Genomic DNA, 24,147 nt, shown 5'->3' with positions numbered 1-24,147 from the left:
CTTTAATATATTAAGTTATTTATAGACTTTATCGTGTTGGTCTGTATACTGTATGCCGTAACTATCTCAGGCATTTTCAGTACGGCTTCCACTATCGGTTTTTCTGTTTTTACGTTGTCCTCTTCAATCTTCAAAAAATAATCCACATCTTTATATTCCGGCAATAAAAAATGTGCCGTGTAAGAGGGTTCATTTTGAAAAAGACTCTCTTGAACTGTATTGTCCTGTGTAAAACTATGATTGGCGATCAGGGTCCAATAACCATCGGTATCCAAATTTTTCCATTCAAAAATCGGAAAGGAGATGTTTTGGGATATGTCCAAATCTAAACGGCATCTTTTAAAGTTGGATTTCAAAAAAAGGTTTAATCTGTAAGCTAATGCAAAATCTTCCAAACTGCTGTGAAGGGCAATTAACGTAAATGTGTCCTCGTAAAAATCATCCGAAATTTTGAGTATTGCCGCCATACTAATAGCCAAGCCGTAAATATATAATTAATAACGCACCTAGCCTAGTACACCCCGTGTATATTAGGCTATGTTAGGGTTACGAAAACGTTAGAGATATCTTTTTTAGGATATTATTCCTTATCCATACGGTTCTGTAGTGCGAAAAAAGCTCGTTTTGACGCTCTTTCCTCTGCCTTTTTTTTTGAAGTGGCCCGCGCTTTGGCCACTATTTTTTTATTTATGGAAAGTTTGACCGCAAAATGTTTGACAGTGTCGTTACCTGTGTCCTCATACACATCGTAATGAAAACTTTTTTTCTGCTTTTGGCACCATTCTATCACTAAACTTTTATAGCTTATGACCTTACCTTCCAGTTGCTCAATATCAACATAAGGCTCAATTACCCGTTCATCAATAAATTTTTGGCAGTATTTATAGCCTCTATCCAAATAAATGGCCCCTACCAAAGCTTCAAAAACATTACCGTGAATATTGTCCCCAAAATGGGATTTGGGTATTCTACTTTCTACATATTTGATCAAATCAAGATCTTTGCCTAGTTCGTTCAAATGCTCCCTACTTACAATTTTAGAGCGCATCTTGGTCAAATACCCTTCATCGCCACTAGGGACTTCATTGTACAAATACCTTGAGATGATTGTTCCAAGCATGGCATCTCCCAAAAATTCCAACCGTTCATAATTCATAGGATTGCCTTTTGCATCCTTTTTATTGGCTGACCTGTGCAGAAAGGCTTTTTTGTAAACTTTGAGATTTTTGGGCTTAAAACCAAGAATACGTGTCATCCCCAAAAAAAAATCCCCATCCTCCTTAGAATGGGAATTGAATATATTGGAGGCAAAATTCATATGAAACTTAACTGATTTTTTTAAATACTACACACGCATTGTGACCCCCGAAACCAAACGTGTTGCTCATGGCGACGTTGACTTCTCTTTTTTGGGCCTTATTAAGGGTAAGGTTTAGTTTTGGGTCTATGTTCTCATCAACCGTTGTATGGTTGATGGTCGGTGGCACCACACCGTGTTCCATGGCCAGTATTGACGCAATGGCCTCAATGGCACCTGCTGCACCCAGTAAATGGCCCGTCATGGATTTTGTGGAATTTATATTTATGTTGTGGGCGTGCTCACCGAATACTTGGGATATGGCCTTTAGTTCGGCAACGTCACCCAAAGGGGTAGATGTACCGTGTGTGTTTATGGCGTCAATGTCTTCTGGCTTAAGGCCGGCATCGTTGAGACAATTTTCCATAACCCGAACAACACCTATACCGTCGGGATGCGGGGCCGTCATGTGGTAGGCATCGCTCGAAAGTCCGCCTCCGGCCAACTCCGCATATATTTTGGCCCCTCTTGCTTTTGCGTGCTCATATTCCTCCAAAATCAATGCTCCGGCACCTTCGCCCAACACAAATCCGTCTCGGGTCGCATCAAAAGGCCTAGAGGCCGTTTCTGGACTGTCATTTCTGGTCGAAAGTGCATGCATTGCCCCAAAACCGCCCATTCCCGCAATGGTTACGGCAGCTTCGCTGCCTCCGGTAACGACTACATCGCAGTGGCCCAAACGAATACTGTTAAGGGCATCGAATATGGCATTGGCAGAAGAGGCACAAGCAGAAACCGTGGTATAGTTTGGCCCCATAAAACCATGTTTGATCGAGATATTGCCCGGCGCAATGTCCGCAATCATTTTTGGAATAAAAAATGGGTTGAACCTTGGCGTGCCATCACCTTGGGCAAAATTCATCACCTCGTTTTGAAACGTCTCCAAACCTCCTATACCAGCGCCCCAAATGACACCGACACGAAATTTGTCTAGTTTGTCAACATCCAATCCAGAATCTTTTATGGCTTCATCGGAAGAAACCAAGGCATATTGGGCAAACTTATCGAGTTTGCGCGCTTCTTTTCTGTCAAAGAAATCAGCCGCATCGTAATTTTTTAGTTCACAGGCGAACTTTACCTTGAATTTCTCGGTATCGTAATATGTAATCGGCGCACAACCGCTCTTACCGTTTACCAGACCGTTCCAGTACTCTTCAATAGTATTACCAATAGGGGTTAAGGCTCCCAAACCAGTAACCACGACTCGCTTTAACTGCATTGAACTTTGATTTTATGTTTAGTACTAAGCTAAGTGTAAATTAAAAAAAATTATCCATGCAGCATGGTTACCACATGGATAATTTGTCACCTTGAGCAAAATAACATAAAATTACTTCGCTTCTTCTATATAACTTATGGCTTGGCCAACAGTTGCAATATTTTCGGCTTGATCATCAGGAATCTGGATATCGAATTCTTTTTCGAACTCCATGATAAGTTCAACGGTGTCCAAGGAATCCGCTCCTAGGTCATTGGTAAAGCTAGCTTCGGCTACGACTTCGTTTTCATCAACTCCTAATTTATCAACGATGATAGCTTTTACTCTTGATGCAATGTCTGACATAATAATATCTGTTTTAAAAATTTAAATTGTTGGCAAAAATAAAAAACTTTGGTTTAAATACACGTATTCACGTTAAAATGTATTGTAATTTACTAAAATTAAGTACAAGAGTGGTATTTTCGTTCCAAATATTTTCTGCGCATAACTCTATTTGATTGTCGATGAAACGTATTGTACTTTTTGCCTCTGGTTCTGGTTCAAATGTTGAAAACATAGTACGTTACTTTCAGGATAATCCCAAGGTCATGGTCGCCGGTGTACTCACTAACAAAAGCGATGCCAAAGTTTTAGATAGGTGTGATCACTTAAATATCAATGGTTTGTTTTTTAATAGACATGCTTTTTCGAAGACCGACTGCGTTCTTGACATCTTAAAAACGATGCGGCCCGATCTCATTGTCCTTGCCGGTTTCCTCTGGAAAATACCCAAAAAATTTGTAGCGGCGTTCCCGAATAAGATTATTAACATACATCCCGCGCTTTTGCCAAAATATGGTGGAAAAGGCATGTACGGCATGCATGTTCACCAAGCGGTAAAGAACAATGAAGAAACCGAAACGGGGATTACCATTCATTATGTAAACGAACATTATGACGAAGGTGGGGCCATATTCCAAGCCAAAACCGGAGTATCACAAAAAGATACCCCGGAAAGTATAGCGGCAAAGGTACATGACCTGGAATATAAACACTTTCCCAAAACCATTGAAAAACTTCTTTTTGAGAGCTAATGGCGAAAAAAGAAAAATTCTATACCGTATGGAAAGGAAAACGCCCTGGTATTTACACTACCTGGAACGATTGTAAAGCGGCCATTAGCGGTTACAGGGGCGCACAGTACAAATCGTTTTCAACATTCGATGCTGCAAAAAAGGCGTATAACGGTAATTATGATGATTTCAAAGGAAAGAAAAAAGTAGGATCCGAGCTAACCCAAGAGCAGCTTTTGAAAATAGGGCGGCCCAATTACCATTCCATTTCGGTTGATGCAGCTTCTAGCGGCAACCCTGGTATAATGGAATATCAAGGCGTTGATACCAAAACAGGAAAAAAACTTTTTAAACAGGGACCTTTTGAAGAAGGCACCAATAACATTGGCGAATTCTTGGCTATTGTGCATGGGCTGGCTTTTTTAAAAGAACAGAAAAGCGATAGGATAATTTATACAGATTCCCGCACAGCCATGAGCTGGGTACGAAAACGGACTTGTAATACCAAACTCAAGGAAACATCAAAAAACAGGGTGCTTTTTGATTTGATACGCAGAGCCTTACAATGGCTAAAGTCTAATACGTACGATACCCCAATCGTAAAATGGGAGACCAAGGCATGGGGCGAGATTCCTGCGGATTTTGGGAGAAAATAAATTTGATTTAAGGTATTTAGGATTAGTATTGCAATACCGTATCTTTGCAAAAAATTCTTGCTGCCTCATGGGTAAACTTTTAATTGTAGGTACCGTCGCATTTGATGAAATAGAGACACCGTTCGGAAAAACGGATAAAATATTGGGAGGTGCCGCAACATTCATAGGTTTGGCCGCTTCACAATTTCATGTAGACTCTGCCATAGTTTCTGTCGTGGGAGAAGATTTGCCACAGGAATATTTGCAGGTTCTTACAAGAAGAAATATCGATATTTCAGGCATTGAGATTGTCAAAGGAGGTAAAACCTTTTTTTGGAAAGGCAAATATCACAATGACCTCAATTCTAGGGATACTCTTGTTACTGAACTGAATACGCTGGCGGATTTCAATCCCATTGTCCCCAAAGCATACAAGAACGCCGATGTCATTATGTTGGGAAACCTGCACCCCAGCATTCAGATGAGCGTTATCGACCAAATGGAGACCAAACCAAAACTTATAGTTTTGGATACCATGAACTTTTGGATGGATAATGCCTTACCTGAACTTTTAGAGGTGATTCAACATATAGACGTTATTACCATCAATGACGAGGAGGCTAGGCAATTAACGGGCGAATATTCCCTAGTGAAGGCAGCACAGAAAATACATACAATGGGTCCAGAATATGTGGTCATAAAAAAAGGGGAACATGGCGCATTGTTGTTTCACAACGGTAATATATTCTTTGCTCCCGCCTTGCCCTTGGAAGAGGTTTTTGACCCCACAGGTGCAGGCGATACGTTTGCAGGTGGTTTTTCCGGTTTTTTGGCCGCCTCTGAAAATATTACCTTTGAGAATATGAAGAATGCCGTAATACACGGTTCCAATTTGGCATCGTTCTGTGTTGAACGATTTGGTACAGAGCGCATGGAAAGCCTAGAAAAAGAAGAGGTAGATGAAAGGTTGCATCAATTTAAACAATTGACACAATTTGATATTCAATTAGCATAAAAACAACTGCCCCTAACATCTGGGGCTTTTTTAATACACCTAACAATGAGCGACGCCATTAAACACGAATGTGGAATCTCCCTGATCAGACTGTTAAAACCGCTTGAATTTTATAAGGAGAAATATGGTACGGCCTTCTACGGCGTTAACAAAATGTATCTGATGATGGAAAAGCAGCATAACCGGGGCCAAGACGGAGCTGGTTTTGCGAGCATTAAGTTGGACATGGCTGCCGGAGAAAGATACATGAGCCGTGTCCGCTCCATTCAACAACAGCCCATTCAGGATATTTTTGCCCAAATCAATAATAGAATCAACAGTGCTTTACAAGAAAATCCAGATTATCTAGACGATGTAGCCCTTCAAAAAAGGCATATCCCCTACATTGGCGAATTATTGTTGGGCCATGTGCGTTATGGGACTTTTGGAAAGAACAGTATTGAAAGCGTGCACCCGTTCATACGCCAAAACAATTGGATGCATCGTAACCTTATCGTGGCAGGAAATTTCAACATGACCAATGTTCACGAGCTATTTGATAATTTAGTGCAATTGGGACAGCACCCCAAAGAAATGGCAGATACGGTTACCGTGATGGAGAAAATAGGTCACTTTTTAGATGATGCCGTTGCCAAGCTCTACAAACAGATAAAAAAAGAAGGGCACACCAAAATGGAAGCTTCCCCTATTATTGCCGAAAGGCTGAACGTGGGTAAAATATTGAGAAGGGCCGCAAAAAACTGGGACGGCGGCTATGCCATGGCAGGTTTAATAGGGCATGGTGATGCTTTTGTCTTGCGAGATCCCGCCGGTATACGCCCTACCTATTATTATAAGGATGATGAAATAGTGGTAGTTGCATCGGAACGCCCTGCAATACAAACCGTGTTCAATGTACCATATGAAAATGTAAAAGAGTTAGACCCCGGCCATGCACTACTTATAAAGAAAGATGGTACTTTGACCATAAAACAAATATTGGAGCCTACGGAGCGCAAGGCCTGTTCTTTTGAACGTATCTATTTTTCAAGAGGAAGCGATAAGGAAATCTACCAAGAGCGTAAAAATCTGGGGAAATTGATTTTCCCACAGATTTTGTCCGCGATAGACAACAATATAAAGAATACTGTTTTTTCGTACATCCCCAACACTGCGGAAACTTCTTTTTTTGGGATGGTCAAAGAAGCACAAAACTACCTCAACAAGAAAAAAGAGGAGCAAATATTGGCCATAGGTTCCAAGATTACCAGCGAACAACTGCATGAAATTCTAGAAGTGCGTCCCCGAATAGAAAAAGTGGCCATAAAAGATGCGAAACTCAGAACTTTCATAACACAGGACGATAGTAGGGATGACCTAGTGGCCCACGTTTACGATATTTCCTATGGCTCTGTAGAAAAAGGTGATAACCTTGTAATAATAGATGATAGTATCGTAAGGGGCACAACATTAAAGAAGAGTATTTTGCGTATTCTTGATAGATTATCGCCTAAGAAAATAATAGTGGTTTCGTCCGCTCCCCAAATCAGATATCCCGATTGTTATGGTATTGACATGGCAAAGTTAGAGGATTTTATTGCCTTTAGGGCAGCATTGTCGCTACATAAGGATAATGACACCATGCATAAGGTAGAGGAAATCTATCACAAATGCCTTGAACAAACTACTTCTAAAGACAAAGATGTTATTAACTATGTGAAAGAATTCTACGCCCCTTTTACAGCAGAGGATATATCAAAAAAGATAGGAGAGCTTTTAAGTCCGCCCGATATTAATTCCGAAGTACAGATCATTTACCAAACTATCGAGAACCTTCATATTGCTTGCCCTAAAAATTTAGGCGATTGGTATTTTACCGGCAATTATCCCACACCGGGCGGGAACAGGGTCGTAAACAGGGCGTTTATCAATTTTTTTGAAGGAAAAAATCAAAGGGCTTATTAACAATTTTATCGATGAAATGCACAAATAACTGTATTTCATCGATAATTCACGCTTTTTGCCGTGTTTTTGTGCTACAAGGAACAAAGCATAGGTACTTTAGTTTTGCCATAGCATAAGTAGGTTAAGTTCATGGTAAGATTTGGGGCAAAAAGGGTGGAGATTTCTCCGCCCTTTTTATTTGACCTATCATTATTTAATCCATAATGCCTTTCTATTACGAAAATTTCATCAGAGCCCTCTTTTTTAAAAATAGCACTGCCCTTACATCTTGACCTATAATTTGGGATTTCAACAAAGAAGTTTCATCTGGGATACTATCAGACATTATATTTGGAGAACCATAGCATAAGTAGGTTAAGTTCATGGTAAGATTTGGGGAAAAAGACGGAGCAATGCTCCGTCTTTTTATTTTCAAAAACCATATGAAGTTCAACTTTAGCACACCCTGCGACAAGAACGCACAGAAAAGCAGACCGCACTTTTGGACATACATCCGATGCATCTCTCAGCTCCATGATACCATTTGGGGAAAAAGACGGAGCAATGCTCCGTCTTTTTATTTTCAAAACCATATGAAGTTCAACTTTAGCACACCCTGCGACAAGAAAATACAGGAAAGCAGACCGCACTTTTGGACATACATCCGATGCATCTCTCAGCTCCATGATACCATTTGGGGAAAAAGACGGAGCAATGCTCCGTCTTTTTATTTTCAAAAAACCATATGAAGTTCAGCTTTATCCCACCCTGCGACAAGAAAATACAGGAAAGCAGACCGCACTTTTGGACATACATCCGATGCATCTCTCAGCTCCATGATACCATTTGGGGAAAAAGACGGAGCAGTGCTCCGTCTTTTTATTTTCAAAAACCATATGAAGTTCAGCTTTATCACACCCTGCGACAAGAACGCACAGAAAAGCAGACCGCACTTTTGGACATACATCCGATGCATCTCTCAGCTCCATGATACCATTTGGGGAAAAAGACGGAGCAGTGCTTCCTATGTATATCTATGATAGATTATCATATTCATAAATCTCTAAACAGTTCAAAGAGCATTTCAACGCATTATAAAGAAGTTCGTCTAAAACCTTTTTTCGTAAATGCCGGTTAAGCTACTTTTGAAGAACCATAGCATAAGTAGGTTAAGTTCATGGTAAGATTTGGGGAAAAAAGACGGAGTGTTCTCCGTCTTTTTTATTTCTGATAATCAACCAGATACCCTGTAACCATCCTGTCTCGGCTGCATTTCGAACAAAACACCATTTCGTGTAAAGGCTAAAATTTCCTAAATTTTCTTTGTTATTTCTCGCAATACCAGTAATTTAGTGTTGCCATAGCATAAGTAGGTTAAGTTTATGGTAAGATTTGGGACGAAAAGGGTGGAGACTTCTCCGCCCTTTTCTATTATAAAAAGTCATAAAAAAATCCGTTCGGCGAGGTCGCCGAACGGATTTTTTTTAATTCAATGTATCTTAAATACTACTTGTTCGCTGCATAAAGTTCAGAAACCTTATCCCAATTAATGACGTTGAAAAATGCATTCACATAATCCGGCCGTCTATTTTGATAGTTTAAATAATACGCATGTTCCCAAACATCCAACCCAAGAATGGGGAAACCTTCGCAGCCCGTATCCGGCATTAAAGGATTGTCTTGGTTGGGCGTTGAACAGACCTCGAGTTTTCCTCCTTTGTGAACACATAACCATGCCCAGCCCGATCCAAATCTAGAGCCTGCGGCACTACTGAATTTATCCTTGAATGCTTCAAATGAGCCAAATGCATCATTTATGGCATCTGCCAATTCTCCTGATGGGTTTCCACCGCCGTTTGGCGACATTACTTCCCAAAAAAGTCGGTGGTTATAAAATCCGCCGCCATTGTTCCTAACACCACTGTTAGACATGTCCAGACTTTCCAAGATAGCCTCAATAGACTTATTTGCCAAATCGGTTCCTTCAATAGCACTATTTAATTTTGTGGTATACCCGTTATGATGTTTGGTATGATGTATCTCCATGGTCCTAGCATCAATATGTGGTTCCAATGCATCGTAGGCATAGGGTAATTTTGGTAATTCAAAAGCCATTGTATTGTGTTTTTATGTTAATAAATGTTGTTTATCAAATTTACATGTTTTAACAAACAAAATCCCCTAATTATTTGTTAAGAACTCTTTTAGAATCCGTAATTTGCGTAAAAAAGCACGTGCAAAAGGCACCTTATAAAATATATAATGCATCTGCCGGTTCTGGAAAGACCTACACCCTTACCAAGACTTACCTCAAAATTGTATTGTCTGCCAGATCAAGAACCAGTTTTAGACATATTTTGGCCATTACGTTTACCAATAAGGCGGTAAACGAAATGAAAAACAGAATCTTGGAAAGTCTTTTCCAGTTTGGGAAAGTAGAACAGGTGGAAAATGCACCTATCATGTTCAAAGACATATTGGTAGAGCTTGCCATTGATGCCGAAACCCTTAAAAAACGCTCCCGGTCGGCGTTGAAATACATTTTGCACAATTATGCTTTTTTTGATGTATCAACCATAGATAAATTTACACATAGATTGATCCGTACTTTTGCAAAGGACTTAAAACTACCCCAAAACTTTGAGGTAGTTCTGGACACCGATCTTTTGTTGGACGAGGCTATTTCAAAGCTTCTTTACAGGGTGGGCAAAGACAAAAAGCTGACCCAAGTCTTATTGGATTTTGCATTGGAAAAAATTGATGATGACAAGAGTTGGGACATAACTTTTGACCTTACCAAGATTGGTAAACTTTTATTTGACGAAAATCACGTTCTGCATCTAAAAAGCATAGCAAATAAAAGCATTGATGATTTTTTGGTACTGAAAAAAGAACTCCAAAAAAAAATACAATCTGCCGAAAAAGCCATTATCGCCAATGCAAAGGAAACCCAATATATTTTTAATGAAAATGGATTGGAGCAAACCGATTTTAAATCGGGCTGGTTCCCAAAATTCATCTCCAAAATAAGCCAAGGGGACTTGGCGATAGACTTTGCCGCTGGATGGAAAAAGAACTTTGCGACAGACCCACTGTATTCTAAAGCCTGTCCAGAGCCTACAAAAGTTATTTTAGACAATTTACATCCTACTTTCAATGAGCTGTTTCAGAATATAAGGTCACTGACCAATAAGCGTAATTTGCTTAAAAACACCTATCAAAATATAGTGCCTTTGACGGTGCTCAACGCCATTCAGCATGAGATAAAAACCTTGGAGCTTGAGCAAGACCTTTTACCCATATCGTCTTTCAACAAATTAATTGCCAACGAGATAAAACACCAACCGGCACCATTTATCTATGAACGTTTGGGCGAAAAATACCGGCATTATTTTATTGATGAGTTTCAAGATACCTCCGAAATGCAATGGAACAACCTGATTCCACTTATTGGCAATGCCCTGGAAAGCTTGGACGAGCAAGGTCAAAAAGGTTCTCTGGTTTTGGTAGGGGATGCCAAACAGGCGATTTACAGATGGCGGGGTGGCAAGGCAGAACAATTTTTAGGCCTTTGCGAAAATCTGACGAACCCCTTTACGGTAGAACCAAATATAGAAACGTTGTCGAGCAATTATAGGAGCCACCAAGAAATCATACATTTTAACAATGACTTTTTTTCAAAAAACAGCTCATTTTTAAACAATGGGATATACAGCTCACTCTTCTTCAATGGTAACAAACAAAAGCCCAACACCAAAAAAGGCGGGTGCGTAACACTTTACTTCATCGATCCGGATGATGAAAAAAGTGAGGACGAGCTGTATTGCGAACAAGTTTTGGAAACCATAAAAGAAGTAACCTTTAATAAACATGCCCTACGGGATGTTTGCGTTCTTACCCGAAAAAAGAAACATGGCGTCGTTCTCGCTGATTTTCTTATGCAGCATCAAATACCCATCATTTCTTCGGAAACACTTTTGTTGAAAAGTAATGCCAAAGTGAAATTTCTTGTTGACATGCTTCGGTATTGTACAGACCCATCGGACTTGGAAACCAGCTATCGCATTTTATCCTTTCTTGCCCCAGAAGGTAGTGAGAAGCATACGTTTATCACAAAGCATCTGCAAAGCCTAAACGAATTCTTAACGAATGAACATGATTTCTCCATCGATTTTCTTAAACAAGTATCGGTCTACGACGGTTTTGAAAGTATTATAAAGTGTTTTGACCTCATCCAAGATTCGGATGCCTATTTGACCTACATGTTGGACACCGTTTTGGAAGTTGAACAAAAAGAAGGTGGCAATCAACAGGCTTTCCTGCAATATTGGGAAAAGAAAAAAGATACATTAAGCATTACGGTGCCCGAGAATATAGATGCGGTACAGATAATGACCGTACACAAATCCAAAGGACTTGAATTTCCTATCGTACTTTTCCCGTATGCCGACACTTACATATACGAAGAAATTGACCCAAAAATATGGGTTCCTGTAAATCCAGATGATTTCAATGGCTTTGGGGAAGTGCTGCTCAGCAAGAAAAAAGAAGTTGTGGATTACAATGAAGCTTCATCCGATCTATTTCAAAATGAGCAGCATAAATTAGAGCTGGACGCTTTTAACCTATTGTATGTGGCGTTGACCAGGGCCGTAAAAGGATTGTATGTTATTTCAAAAAAAAACATTACCGCTAAAGGCGAGTACAAACCAAACTATTATTCGGGCCTCTTTATCCATTATTTAAAAGAGTTGGGGCAATGGGATGCGACAAAATCAAAATATACTTTTGGAGAACTGGAACCAAATCATCAGAAAGGCAGTACCGTTCAAAACACTCAAAAAATACCTTTTCAATACACGCATAAAAATCGCCCCAGCTTCAGAATACTCACAAAATCAGGAATACTCTGGGATACCGAACGAGAAGAAGCCATAGGACAGGGCAATCTTTTGCACCATATTATGGAAATGATAGAAACGGAAGAAGATATTCAATCTGTCTTTACATCAATTACACAAAAGGGAAAGCTTGCCTCGGATGAAAAAGAAGCATTGCACTCCAAAGTCCGAAAAATCATTGCACACCCAAAGTTGAACCAATTTTATACGATTGGTAACATTGTGAAGAACGAAAAGGATATAATTACCAAAAACGGCTTAATTTTACGCCCGGATAGAATCGTCATTAAAAACGGTACGGCCACCTTGATAGATTACAAGACAGGTAAAAGAAGTTCCAAATACCATGAACAGTTGTATACTTATGCCGATGCCCTTTTAGATATGGGTTACCCGGTCGAAAATAAAATAATTGTTTATGTTAATGACGAAATAGTTCCAGAATTCATATAAATCAAATTTACCTATGTACGGAAAAATACAGCACCATTTAAAAAAAGAACTTAATGATATCAAGGAAGCGGGCCTTTTTAAGGAGGAGCGCATAATCACATCCCCACAAGGAGCAGTTATTAAAATAGCTACGGGCGAAGAAGTTATTAATTTCTGCGCCAACAACTATTTAGGGCTTTCCTCTCATCCCGACGTAGTAAAAGCAGCAAAAGACACTTTGGATTCCCATGGGTTTGGGATGTCCTCAGTTAGGTTTATTTGTGGAACGCAGGATATACATAAAGAGCTCGAAGCAAAAATCGCGAATTACTACCATACTGAAGATACTATATTATACGCTGCCGCCTTTGATGCCAATGGCGGGGTTTTTGAACCCTTGTTGACCGCCGATGACGCCATTATCTCCGACGCATTGAACCATGCATCGATTATTGATGGAGTACGCCTTTGCAAGGCAAAAAGGTATAGATATGCCAATAACGATATGGCAGATCTGGAAAAACAGTTGAAACAGGCCAATGACGATAATGCAAGATTCAAGATAATAGTGACCGATGGGGTGTTCTCTATGGATGGCTTATTGGCACCTTTGGACAAAATTTGTGATTTAGCGGATAAATATGATGCCTTGGTGATGATAGATGAATGTCATGCCGCCGGGTTCATCGGGGAAACCGGTAGAGGCACACTCGAAGAAAAAGGGGTTTTGGACAGGATAGATATTATAACCGGAACCCTAGGCAAGGCTTTAGGCGGCGCCATGGGAGGCTACACCACGGGTAAAAAAGAAATTATTGAAATCCTTAGACAACGCTCCAGGCCTTACTTATTTTCCAACTCCTTGGCCCCAACCATTGTCGGGGCTTCGATAAAGGTTTTTGAAATGTTGGATACGGATACCACATTAAGGGATAAATTGGACTTTAATACCAAGTATTTCAAAAAAGGCATGAAAGAAGCTGGTTTTGATATTGTTGACGGGGATTCAGCCATAGTACCCGTAATGCTTTATGATGCCAAATTATCGCAACAGATGGCCAAAATGTTGTTGGAAAAAGGCATATATGTCATCGGTTTCTTTTATCCTGTTGTACCCAAAGGGAAGGCAAGAATACGTGTACAGTTGTCCGCAGCCCATGAAATCGAGCATTTAGATTTGGCCATTAAAGCGTTTATCGAAGTAGGCAAAGAGCTAAAAATCGTTTAAATGCGCTATTTATTATGTGAAATGCATTAAAAAAAGTATAAAAATGGTTTTGTTAATAATTCTTAACAACTTACATTTGCAGCTAATAAACACTTAAACTTAAAAATTTGAACATGAAACATCTTAGCAAATTATTGGTTGTTGCCCTACTTGTCGTAGGTATCAACAACGTAAACGCGCAAGACGAGAATAATCCTTGGCAGGTTAGTTTTGGAGTAAATGCCATAGACGTTTATCCGACTGGCGACGTAAGTTCTTTTGGAAACGAGTTCTTTAATGCAACCGACCACTGGAATATACTTCCTTCAATTTCTTATGTTGGCGTGTCCAAGTATATTGGAGACGGCTTTTCTGTTGGAGCAAGAGGTTCTTTGAACAGAATCAGCAAGCTTGGCGATGTAAGCGTAGATGATTTATCTCACTATGCAATTGATGGTACGATCAAATATAACATTCTTAAAAATACAGTTATTGACCCATTCGTCGAAATCGGTGGTGGTTATACTTGGGTTGATGAGATTGGTGCCGGTACCGTTAACGGTGGTGTTGGTGTTAATGTTTGGTTCACAGAAAACTTAGGTCTTACACTACAATCCTCTTACAAGCATGCTTTCGAAGATTATGGTGTTAAGCACTTTCAACACTTAGCTGGTCTTGCCATCAAATTTGGTGGTACGGATACTGACGGTGATGGAATTTATGATAAAGATGATGCTTGTCCAGAAGTAGCTGGTCTAGAAGCGTTCAACGGTTGTCCTGATGCTGATGGCGATGGAATCGAAGATAGCAAGGATGCTTGTCCTAATGCTGCTGGTTCTAAAGAAATGAATGGTTGTCCTGATGCTGATGGTGACGGTGTTGCCGATAAGGATGATGCTTGTCCAAACGAAGCCGGTCTTGCTGCTTTAGCAGGATGTCCTGATGCTGACGGTGACGGTGTTGCCGATAAAGACGATGAGTGTCCTAATGAGGCTGGTCCATCTGAAAACAACGGATGCCCATGGCCAGATAAAGATGGTGACAGTGTATTGGATAAAGACGATCAATGTCCAGATGTAGCTGGTACTGTTGCTAACAACGGTTGTCCAGAAGTTACTGAAGAAGTACAAAAGCAATTGAACGATTATGCTAGAACTATCTTATTCGATACTGGTAAATCATCAATCAAAGCTGAGTCTACTTCTGTAATGGTAGATATCATCACTATCTTGAAAGAATACCCAACTGCCAAGTTTACCGTAGAAGGCCATACTGACAGCGTAGGTAGTGCTAAATTAAACCAGAATTTATCTGAGTCCAGAGCACTTTCGGTTAAAGAGTTCTTAGTAGAAAAAGGTATTGAAGAATTTAGATTGTCCGCTATCGGTTACGGTGAGGATAAGCCTATCGCTACCAACAATACAAGAGCTGGTAGAAAGCAAAATAGAAGGGTTGAAATCAACTTGGTAAAATAAGAGATTTTAAAATTTTATTTCATACGAGAAAAGCTCCGCAAATGCGGAGCTTTTTTTATTTTTAGCCATGCAAAGTTTTCTAGAAGAAGTAACCGGTGGTCTTTTAAAGGAATATGATTCTCTAGAAGATATTATTTTTGTTCTTCCCAGTAAACGTGCCGGCACTTTTCTAAGGAATACCATAGCCAAAAAATCAAAAAAAACCACCTTTTCACCTGAAATTTACAGCATAGAAAGTTTTGTGGAACGACTATCGGGCCTTACCTATGCCACGAATATTCAACAGTTGTTCCAGTTGTATGAATCGTATCTGAAAATTACCTCCGAAGAAAAAGATAACTTTTATGGTTTCTCAAAATGGGGGCAGACGTTATTACAGGATTTTAATGAAATTGATAGATATCTGATAGATACTAAAAAGATATTTTCATACTTATCCAGTATTCAAGAAGTTAACCATTGGTATCTCCAAAAGGAGAAAACCCCGCTGATAGAAAATTATATACGATTCTGGAATAATCTGGAAGCACTTTACACTGCTTTTAATCAAGATTTACTAAATAATGGTCTAGGGCATCAAGGTTTGGTGTACCGAACGGCATGTGAAAACCTTCAAACCTATATAAATTCGTCCAAGAAAAAACATCTATTTTTAGGCTTTAATGCCCTCAATACCGCAGAGGAAAAAATCATTCAAGAAATACTATCCTCTACTGATGCGGATATATATTGGGACATTGATAAAAGTTTTTTGGAAGATGCTGTACACGATGCAGGTCATTTTATAAGAAAACACCAAAAAAATTGGCCATACTACAAAAACAATTCAATCAAGGGCTTAAGTAAAAACTACTATGGCAGAAAAAACATCAATATCGTCGGAATTCCAAAAAATATATCCCAGGCAAAATATGTTGGAGGTCTTTTGAAGAACATGGCCCTGAAAACCCAAGGCACAATAAGTAACACCGCAGTAGTACTGGGAGACGAGAACTTAATGAACCCTATTATCAACTCTGTCCCCAAGACAGTACAAACGGTCAATATTACGATGGGGTATCCTTTGGGCAAAACCCCTTTGGCGAGTATGTTCTCACAATTGCTCAAATTGTTTTCTTCAAAAACCAAAGAAGGATGGTACTATAAAGACGTAATCGATATTTTGTCCCACCCCAGTATTCAGCTTTTGTTGTCTGGGTCTGGAAATAACCTAGCGTCCAATATCAGTGACGCTATAAGAAAGAAGAATTGGAGTTTTATCGATGTGAAAAAAATAGAATCCGTTCAACAAAACGATACTGTTAAATTATTGTTCTTTAAGGCCACAAATGATTCCAAGATTCTTTTGGACAAGTTTCTACAAATTATTCTAGTTTTAAAAGCTAAATTTAAAAAAAGTCGGGATTTACTGAATCTGGAATACCTATACCGCTTTTACAGGCTTTTCAATGAACTAAAGGTACTTATGGCCAAGCATGCTTTTGTAAATGATGTAAACGCTTTGGAGAGTCTTTACAAAGAGCTTATCTCTTCTGAAACTTTAGATTTTCAGGGAGAACCGTTAGAAGGCCTTCAGGTTATGGGAATGTTGGAAAGCAGGAATCTTGATTTTGAAACGGTTATAATCACCTCGGTAAATGAGGGTATACTGCCCTCGGGAAAATCCAATAATTCATTTATTCCGTTTGATATAAAGAAAACTTTTGGACTACCTACCTATAAAGAAAAAGATGCGGTATACACCTACCACTTTTATAGACTATTGCAACGGGCAAAAAATATTTACTTACTGTACAACACTGAGCCTGACGTTCTTGAAGGCGGGGAAAAAAGTAGACTCATAGCACAGCTACAGACCGATGAGGACAGATTGTCGGATATAACACAAACCGTAGCATCTCCCTTGGCGAATGCCAATACCAAAATTTTGGAAGTTGTTGAAAAGGACCGTTTGTTGTTACAAAATATCAAAACTTTGGGAGAAAACGGTTTCTCCCCTACTTCTTTAAGTAACTATATTAGGAACCCTATTGATTTTTACAAAAAAAACATCTTGAAGATATCCGATGCTGAAGAAGTTGAGGAGAACTTGGCCCACAACACCTTTGGGACTATAATTCACGATACCTTGGAAGATTTGTACACTCCTTTCATTGGCGAATACCTTACCCAAGAAGGATTGGTTCAAATGAAATCCGATATTGAGAAACAGGTGCAAAAACATTTTACCAAAAGCTTTTTAGAGGGTGATATAGGCAGGGGTAAAAACTATATTGCATTTCATGTAATTGTCAAATACATCAAGAATTTTATCGACCTTGAAATCGAAGAAATCAAGAAACATGAAATTAAAATTCTAGGTTTAGAAGAAAACCTGAATATAGTTTTGAATATCCCGAATTTGAGCTATCCCGTTCGCTTAAAGGGAAAACTGGACCGTATTGATGAAATTGACGGTAAGCCAAGAATCATAGACTATAAAAGTGGGAAAGTGGAACAAAAAAACGTGTCCATAACCCAATGGGGTGATTTAATCGAGGATTATGAATACAGCAAGGCTTTTCAATTGCTTTGCTATTCGTTGATGTACACAAACGACAATACCGCTGAGCATTTGATTGCCGGCATTATATCTTTCAAAAATCTAAATTCGGGACTTCTTAAATTTGGCAAAAAAACAGAAGGACGGAGCAAGAGTGTTGATTATACCATAACCCCAACTACTTTGGACGAGTTCAAGCAGCATTTATACGCACTGATTACAGAAATTTTCAATCCCGATATACCCCTTACCGAAAAAGAAGTATAACTATTTTTTATCCGGTCTTGTAGGTCTTACCTCTATTTTACTGGGCAGCGTTCTTGGGTGCATCTTGAGCAAATCCAATACCAAATCGCCAATGTCTTCGGGCTGTATCTTCCACGCATCAGTATCATCCGGTTCATTGCCATTAAAATGGGTGGCTACAGACCCTGGCATTATGGTGGATACTTTTATATCATACTTTCTTAAATCGAGCATCGCTGCCTGGGTAAAACCCACCACGCCAAATTTTGTAGCGTTGTACCCTGCTCCCGAGGCAAAGAAATTGGTGCCTGCCAAGCTGGCCAAGGTCATGTAATATCCTTTGGATTTTTTTAAGGGCTCAACCGATGCCTTTAACGTGTGAAACACTCCGTTTAGGTTAGTATCAACCATTTGATGCCATTTTTCATCGGATAGTTCGTCAACAGGGGCAAAATTTCCCACGCCTGCATTGGCAAGCACAACGTCTAACTGACCCCAAGTTTCAACTATTCTTTGGATAGCTTTCTTTTCATCTTCAAGCTTGGTCACATCAGATTCCAAGGCCAATACATTATTTTCGTCTCCCAGATATTCTGCTGCTTTTTTCACTGTTTTTAGAGTTCTGCCACTTATGGCAACTTTCATTCCCGCCCCGGTCAGTTTTTGTGCCACGCCAAAACCAATACCTTTAGAACCTCCCGTGATGTATGCCACTTTTCCTTTTAAATCGATCATTACATTATTTTTTGTGAAATTAAATTTTAGGCGAGGCAAAGAAAAGAAGAAAGCGTTATTCTTTTCTTAAAAGATTAAAAATGAACCAATAAAGATTTAAAACCCATAGCCTTAAGGCAAGGTGTTTACGTGGAATTTACACAGCGTAGAACGTTTTTGTAAGTTAACCCTTGATTGTTTTTGTTGTTTTCATCTTCATGATTTTCCGCAACATCTATCCATTTTTTCTAATCGCCCATGATTTTTGAAAGTTCTTGGTTTATAGGCAAAGCTTAATTTTTGATTTTCACTTTACTATGAAGTAAAGGTTTTTTGTAAAAACCTATTGAAAACGCTACCGATCGTACAAGATATGAGTATTGCTGATTTGGCTGTCATAAGTAGGAATTATAGCATTTTACCTTTATTTAGAGCAGAATCCGTAATGTTTGTACGAAATGGGAAGCCTTGATTATAGCTGTTTACCATAATTTATAAATTTGCCGTACAACAAGCTCTCATTTTTCCTAAAGATTATGGTTCGTACACAGGCCGATTTTTATTTTGGCATGGTTATGATGCCATTACCAATCGTGTGTGATCTTTTGTATTTTGAACGTTTGCTGTTTACCGCCCTGTTCCAAAACAATATGTAAAACATCTTTTTCACGTATGCCCTCCCATCCACTAGACCAAAAGTCGCACAACTTATCTTTTTGGGCGAGTTCAACCAAATCGATATTGTTGATTCTCAAAACTTTTGATTTTGGTTTTATCGTATCTTTAAAATCACTTTTTTCATAAATATTGGCAATGGTAATCATACCTTTTTCGAAATCTGGAAAAAAGCCAACTTCATACATGTCAAGTTTTTTCAAATCATATTCTTTGGACGCATCCAGAATAAGATAATCATTGGTCCAATCTATGGTTAACGTGTAGTTTTCAAAGAATTCATTGCCCAAAACCGATGAATTTTCAGGCTTTATTAAAAAATAAGTAGGCGATTTGAACCTATGGCCATTTAAAGTGAAAGTCTCCATCATCTTTAAGTAGGTAATCCCCTTTTTACTACCTGTAAAATTGGCCCCTGTTATGCCGATTTTCTTAATTGAAGGGGTGTTCTTTAAAAGGGTAGTATCCCCAGTTTGGGCGAAACCATTAAATCCTGTATCAAAAGTGAAGTCTTTATATTTTTCACCTATTTTGAGATTTAGATATACATTGCCAACAGTTCCGGAATTTATTTTAATTTTTTTATGATTTTCTGAAACTTCAAATTTGTTGCTAGAGTCAGCTATCCTTATAATTTTCTTCTGATAATCAATTTGCCAGTTCGATTTTCTCATTAGATTATTTCCTATAAAACCGTCTATTTTTTCACAGCTCATATATTTACTGAATTTTGAAATATCCCAAATCATGGCTACTGTTTCTTCAAATTCAATACCTCCTATATAAATTTTGTCTATTTCTACTCTTTCTATTTTATTTTGAGAGTCTTTCCCATTAGAAATCGTTCCTTTTTTTAATATTTTAAGATTGAGTTTGCCAGCGATTGTTGGGTCGATAAGATTTAGTTCTGCTCCTGTATCCAATAAAAAATTGAATGTCTCGCCTTCTATGGTAACCGGTAGTAAAATAAATCCGTTCTTATACGTAAAGGGGATTTCTGTGAAATAATCGTCATTGTTTACAAAACCTTGTTTTTTGTACTTGTACGTAGCACAACCAATGAAAAGATGAATGGCGGATATGAACAATATTGTTTTTCTCATTTTGTATGTATTAAGAGTTTTGGTTTAATTTTTTTTACCTAACTAGGTATTTGCCTTATGTATAAATACACATATAAATTCAAATCAAATATTTCTATATTTATTTGAACCAGTGATGAAACTAGAATTTAGAATTAGCGGTTGGCTTTATTGTTTATGTTTCAAAACCCATTCTACAATAGGATCTCTATGTGTCGCATAGTCTTGAAAACTCATTGAAATGTTTTTGTCGACATCTAGATTCTTGGCCGGTACACCATAAAAAGCGTTGACCCAAAAGGTTTTTCCTAAAGTAAAGGTGTCTTCCGCCCAATCATGTTCATATTTGGAATCTTGAATTTTAATCTGGGAATAAGGAAGCGTGTAGTAGTCGCCTTCGGCCCAAAATTTTAAATTATCCCCGACTTCTTCTCCAACGATTACCACTTTATCTTCTGCGAAATACTTGACCCGTGCCGCGGTCACTAAACCTGCTGAGAAGGTTTTGTTACTCGTAACAAGGTAAATTTTCTTGCCTTCATCAATTATTTCAGGAGTATGTGTAGCTAGTTTGGTAGGCTTCATAAAGTTGCCACCGGTATAATACCTCAAATCTATAATAACGTTATAATCACTTTTCGTTTTTAAGGTGTCAAGAAAAGCGTCTATTTGACCTTCAAAATCATTACACTTATACCATAGCGCATTAATACCGAAATATGCTATTTTTTCCGAGTCCATAAAAGTATGGGAGACTCCTTTTTCCATGTCTTTTAAATATAAGGGTAATTGGTCGTCCGCATTTAAGAGATGGTTCCAAGAAGTATCCTGCTTATTGTTGGGATATAGATCTGCCCAAGTTTCATATTCGTATTTGGTATCCGGCATCTTTTTGATGCCAAAGTTTACCTTTAATGTGTCCGAGTCTCTCAGAAGACTTAGCTCAAGGGTATCTGCTTTAGATATTCCCAGCCCGTTTAAAATTTGCGGACTTGACAAATAATTGGAAGCTGTGAATTTTTTAAACCTATCAATACCGGATAGATGGGGCTTCATTTTTTGAAATACGTTATTAATGTCCATTGAATTGATTTTCAATACTTTTGAACCTAGATATTTTGACGAAGCTTTATCCGTTTTGATGATGTATAGTCCATCTTTAAACCAATAGAACCGTAATGGGATTTTATCCATACCGCTCAGATGTATTGTCGTGTGGCCGTTATTGGCCATAGCAACGGCTTTGGATAGTTCCAAAGTCATTTGATTATCGGAAAGACGGTCAATATTTTTCCTTAAACTATCTAAAAGCACCTTGCAAGACTCAGCGGTATCTTTTGAAAAGGTTTTGGAATCGGACAGGTATACATTCTCGAAGAAATTTAAGTCTGCCATCCATTGCTCATTTCTTGTTTTGTCGTGATGGTTTATCTCCACTTCTTCCCTGCTCGGTTGCCATATGAAAATTCCCAAAAGGGGAATCATAAGAGCAAATAGACCATAGTGCCATTTTTTCAACTTACCTTTTTTCATGACTCGTTTGTTATTGTTTAATATATTACAAGTGCAATATCAGGCTTAAGGCAAGTTGATGATAGTGGTTTTTGTTGGACTGTCGTTTTGAGTGGTTGAATTGGTTTAGGGCGCCATGCGTTGAAATCAAGATGAAAAGTGCCCAGTAGATCGTTACAATCCCGGGAGTTTTTTTATGGGTTTTAAATACCAGCTCTGAATAGGTTTAGGTATTCAACCAACCCTTGAAATCACTCGTTTTTGGTCTACTTACAATAAATTCTTGATCTCTTGGATTGGTAATGGAAAGTTTTACCCGATGATTAAAATAGGGTTCTATTTTTTGAATGGAGCCTTTTGCTATAATTTGCCCCCGATTGATTTTGAAAAATTGATTCCCATCCAAAGAATCGAATAATTCGTCAATGGTTTCATTGATAATAAAGCGCTTACCCAGGGTTACTCCAAAGGTGATGCTATCTTCAGAATAGCAATACAATATATCCAATGTTTTAATCTGTAGAAAAGCATTTCCTTCTTTGACCAATATCCCTTCCCTTTTTGGTTTGGATTGTATACTTCCCAACAACTGTTTTAATGTGGCCGAATCTATAGCGGGAGCCTTTTTGGATTTACCGAATTTTTTCAATGATTTGGCAAGGTCTTCTTTTTGTATGGGCTTCAGCAAATAGTCAACACTGTTTACTTTGAACGCTTGAATGGCGTATTGATCAAAAGCGGTCGTAAAAATGATGGGGCATTCCACCACTGTTTTCTGAAAAATTTCAAAGCTTAGACCATCTGCCAATTGAATATCCATAAAAACAAGTTCAGGGGCTTTGTTGTTTTTAAACCATTCCACAGCTTCTTCTACAGAATCGATTGTGTTCAATACATCGTACTTGAAATCACATGCCGTCAACATACGCTGTAATTGACTGGCCGCCCTTGGTTCATCTTCAATAATCAGTATTTCCATATTTTTTTTATTCAGAAATATTCAATAAAGGTAAAACTACCGTAAATTGATTTTCGTTATTCGAAATTTTGACAGATTCTTCAGAGGTCAATCGGTACCGTTCTTGAATGTTTTTCAACCCTACTTTGGTCGAGGGTAGTTTAGTTGATTTCGGTTGGATCTTATTACGCACCATTAATTTGTCATCCTCTACGAAAACATTTATTGTCAGTGGTTTCGCCTTTGATATTATATTGTGTTTTATTGCATTTTCCAATAGTAACTGAAGGCTCATAGGTACAATCATTTTATCTAACATATTGTTGGGAATGCGCCAATCTAATTTCAGGTTGTCGCCAAAACGTTCGGATTGAATGTGAATATAGGCCTTTGCAAACTTTAGTTCGTCTCGTAAAGTAATGAGGTTGGCATTGCCCGACTCCAATAAAAAACGATAAATTTCCGATAGCTTGTCTACAAATTCCTTTGCCTCGGCTTTGGAATTTTGATCTATAATATCCCGTAATGTATTTAAGGTGTTAAAGAAAAAATGGGGCTGGGCCTGATTACGTAGTGCATCTAATTGCGCTTGTACAATGGCCTGTTTTGACTGTTCCTCCTCCCGGATCGATTTTTTGAGCCTAACATAAAAATAAATAGCTTCGTAAATAGCCATGGTCATGGTACTTATCAACGTTATGGACAATAACGCCTTGGAGCGCATCATAAAATTGTAACTGTCGCCAGTGAGCGGTGATAATATCCACATACCAATATAATCCATCACTATTACAGTGAACACTATACCAATAAACAAGAGTGAAATTCTAAGTGCACTATCTTTTAGAGAAGGGAATTTTATCCGTAAAAAAATCATAATCGCTCTTATGATCAACCAATCTATGGTCGAAAAAACGAGAGATATCACCCAAGAGATAAGCCTTTCGATAAAAGGATATTCTCGAGAGAGATTGCTGAAAAGGAAGTATGTTGCGAAGCTTATGATTAGAATACCGACCAGTTTAAACCAGAAATCATCAAATCCTAAATAGCGTATGCGTTTCTCCTTGGTATAGAACATTAGATTCAATATAATGCGATGAAGGGCGTACCCTGCTGCGTTTGATATAATTTAAAATCGATTCGGATAGTGAACAAAAGCCCAACTATAGTGACCTGTATGATTCGATGCTTTTGAA

Annotated in this window: 18 protein-coding genes; 8 read left to right on the top strand and 10 right to left on the bottom strand. The window is 38.5% G+C overall.

The features are described from left to right. Positions 1-2: 2 nt before the first annotated feature. The 4 genes from HYG79_RS09050 to HYG79_RS09035 form a co-directional block, all read right to left on the bottom strand. Positions 3-467: an IPExxxVDY family protein gene (locus HYG79_RS09050; protein ID WP_179241773.1), complete on the bottom strand. Its 465-nt coding sequence runs from the start codon at positions 465-467 to the stop codon at positions 3-5. A gap of 113 nt (positions 468-580) precedes the next feature. Continuing rightward, the gene (gene rnc / locus HYG79_RS09045; protein WP_179241772.1) at positions 581-1,318 is read right to left on the bottom strand and encodes a ribonuclease III; all 738 of its coding nucleotides are present in this window, start codon (positions 1,316-1,318) and stop codon (positions 581-583) included. A gap of 7 nt (positions 1,319-1,325) precedes the next feature. Further along, positions 1,326-2,576, bottom strand: coding sequence for a beta-ketoacyl-ACP synthase II (fabF, locus tag HYG79_RS09040; protein ID WP_179241771.1), 1,251 nt, complete (start codon positions 2,574-2,576; stop codon positions 1,326-1,328). A gap of 111 nt (positions 2,577-2,687) precedes the next feature. Continuing rightward, entirely contained in the window at positions 2,688-2,921 is a 234-nt protein-coding gene (locus HYG79_RS09035) for an acyl carrier protein (protein ID WP_009778413.1), read from the bottom strand. 161 nt (positions 2,922-3,082) lie between these two features. Between HYG79_RS09035 and purN the strand changes: the two genes are divergently transcribed. The 4 genes from purN to HYG79_RS09015 all read left to right on the top strand — a co-directional run bounded on the left by purN (position 3,083) and on the right by HYG79_RS09015 (position 7,225). Continuing rightward, complete coding sequence (gene purN, locus HYG79_RS09030) at positions 3,083-3,652, top strand: phosphoribosylglycinamide formyltransferase (RefSeq protein WP_179241770.1); 570 nt, start codon at positions 3,083-3,085, stop codon at positions 3,650-3,652. Beyond that, positions 3,652-4,287 (top strand): ribonuclease H1 domain-containing protein, encoded by a 636-nt coding sequence (locus tag HYG79_RS09025; RefSeq protein ID WP_179241769.1) that lies wholly within the window; start codon positions 3,652-3,654, stop codon positions 4,285-4,287. Before purN ends, HYG79_RS09025 begins: the two co-directional genes overlap by 1 nt. A 67-nt stretch (positions 4,288-4,354) precedes the next feature. Beyond that, positions 4,355-5,281, top strand: coding sequence for a PfkB family carbohydrate kinase (locus HYG79_RS09020; RefSeq protein WP_179241768.1), 927 nt, complete (start codon positions 4,355-4,357; stop codon positions 5,279-5,281). A 45-nt stretch (positions 5,282-5,326) separates the two neighbouring features. Continuing rightward, a complete protein-coding gene (locus HYG79_RS09015) occupies positions 5,327-7,225 on the top strand; it encodes an amidophosphoribosyltransferase (protein WP_179241767.1) in 1,899 nt (632 codons plus the stop codon). 1,485 nt (positions 7,226-8,710) lie between these two features. Here HYG79_RS09015 and HYG79_RS09010 read toward each other — a convergent pair. Continuing rightward, positions 8,711-9,319 carry a superoxide dismutase gene (locus HYG79_RS09010; protein ID WP_179241766.1) on the bottom strand — a complete coding sequence of 203 codons (609 nt, stop codon included), beginning with the start codon at positions 9,317-9,319 and terminating at the stop codon, positions 8,711-8,713. Positions 9,320-9,438: 119 nt separating this feature from the next. Between HYG79_RS09010 and HYG79_RS09005 the strand changes: the two genes are divergently transcribed. The 4 genes from HYG79_RS09005 (at position 9,439) to HYG79_RS08990 (ending at position 18,028) form a co-directional block, all read left to right on the top strand. Next, entirely contained in the window at positions 9,439-12,558 is a 3,120-nt protein-coding gene (locus tag HYG79_RS09005; RefSeq protein WP_179241765.1) for a UvrD-helicase domain-containing protein, read from the top strand. Positions 12,559-12,571: 13 nt separating this feature from the next. Then, positions 12,572-13,765 (top strand): glycine C-acetyltransferase, encoded by a 1,194-nt coding sequence (kbl, locus tag HYG79_RS09000; RefSeq protein WP_179241764.1) that lies wholly within the window; start codon positions 12,572-12,574, stop codon positions 13,763-13,765. A gap of 113 nt (positions 13,766-13,878) precedes the next feature. Further along, positions 13,879-15,219: an OmpA family protein gene (locus tag HYG79_RS08995; RefSeq protein ID WP_179241763.1), complete on the top strand. Its 1,341-nt coding sequence runs from the start codon at positions 13,879-13,881 to the stop codon at positions 15,217-15,219. A 67-nt stretch (positions 15,220-15,286) separates the two neighbouring features. Beyond that, complete coding sequence (locus HYG79_RS08990; RefSeq protein WP_179241762.1) at positions 15,287-18,028, top strand: PD-(D/E)XK nuclease family protein; 2,742 nt, start codon at positions 15,287-15,289, stop codon at positions 18,026-18,028. Here HYG79_RS08990 and HYG79_RS08985 read toward each other — a convergent pair whose 3' ends face one another. The 5 genes from HYG79_RS08985 to HYG79_RS08965 all read right to left on the bottom strand — a co-directional run bounded on the left by HYG79_RS08985 (position 18,029) and on the right by HYG79_RS08965 (position 24,029). After that, positions 18,029-18,742 (bottom strand): SDR family oxidoreductase, encoded by a 714-nt coding sequence (locus tag HYG79_RS08985; protein ID WP_179241761.1) that lies wholly within the window; start codon positions 18,740-18,742, stop codon positions 18,029-18,031. Positions 18,743-19,305: 563 nt separating this feature from the next. Further along, positions 19,306-20,499 carry a retropepsin-like aspartic protease gene (locus HYG79_RS08980; RefSeq protein ID WP_179241760.1) on the bottom strand — a complete coding sequence of 398 codons (1,194 nt, stop codon included), beginning with the start codon at positions 20,497-20,499 and terminating at the stop codon, positions 19,306-19,308. Positions 20,500-20,646: 147 nt separating this feature from the next. Beyond that, on the bottom strand, positions 20,647-22,011 hold the full coding sequence (locus HYG79_RS08975; RefSeq protein ID WP_179241759.1) for a S41 family peptidase: 1,365 nt from the start codon (positions 22,009-22,011) through the stop codon (positions 20,647-20,649). A gap of 205 nt (positions 22,012-22,216) precedes the next feature. Next, positions 22,217-22,969 (bottom strand): LytR/AlgR family response regulator transcription factor, encoded by a 753-nt coding sequence (locus HYG79_RS08970; protein ID WP_179241758.1) that lies wholly within the window; start codon positions 22,967-22,969, stop codon positions 22,217-22,219. A 7-nt stretch (positions 22,970-22,976) separates the two neighbouring features. Next, the gene (locus HYG79_RS08965) at positions 22,977-24,029 is read right to left on the bottom strand and encodes a sensor histidine kinase (protein ID WP_179241757.1); all 1,053 of its coding nucleotides are present in this window, start codon (positions 24,027-24,029) and stop codon (positions 22,977-22,979) included. Between the last annotated feature and the right edge of the window lie 118 nt (positions 24,030-24,147).

Origin of the sequence: Costertonia aggregata (assembly GCF_013402795.1) — a bacterium.
Taxonomy (GTDB): Bacteria; Bacteroidota; Bacteroidia; order Flavobacteriales; family Flavobacteriaceae; genus Costertonia; species Costertonia aggregata.
Note: the sequence above shows the minus strand (reverse complement) of the source record. Positions and strands in the feature narration are given on the sequence as shown.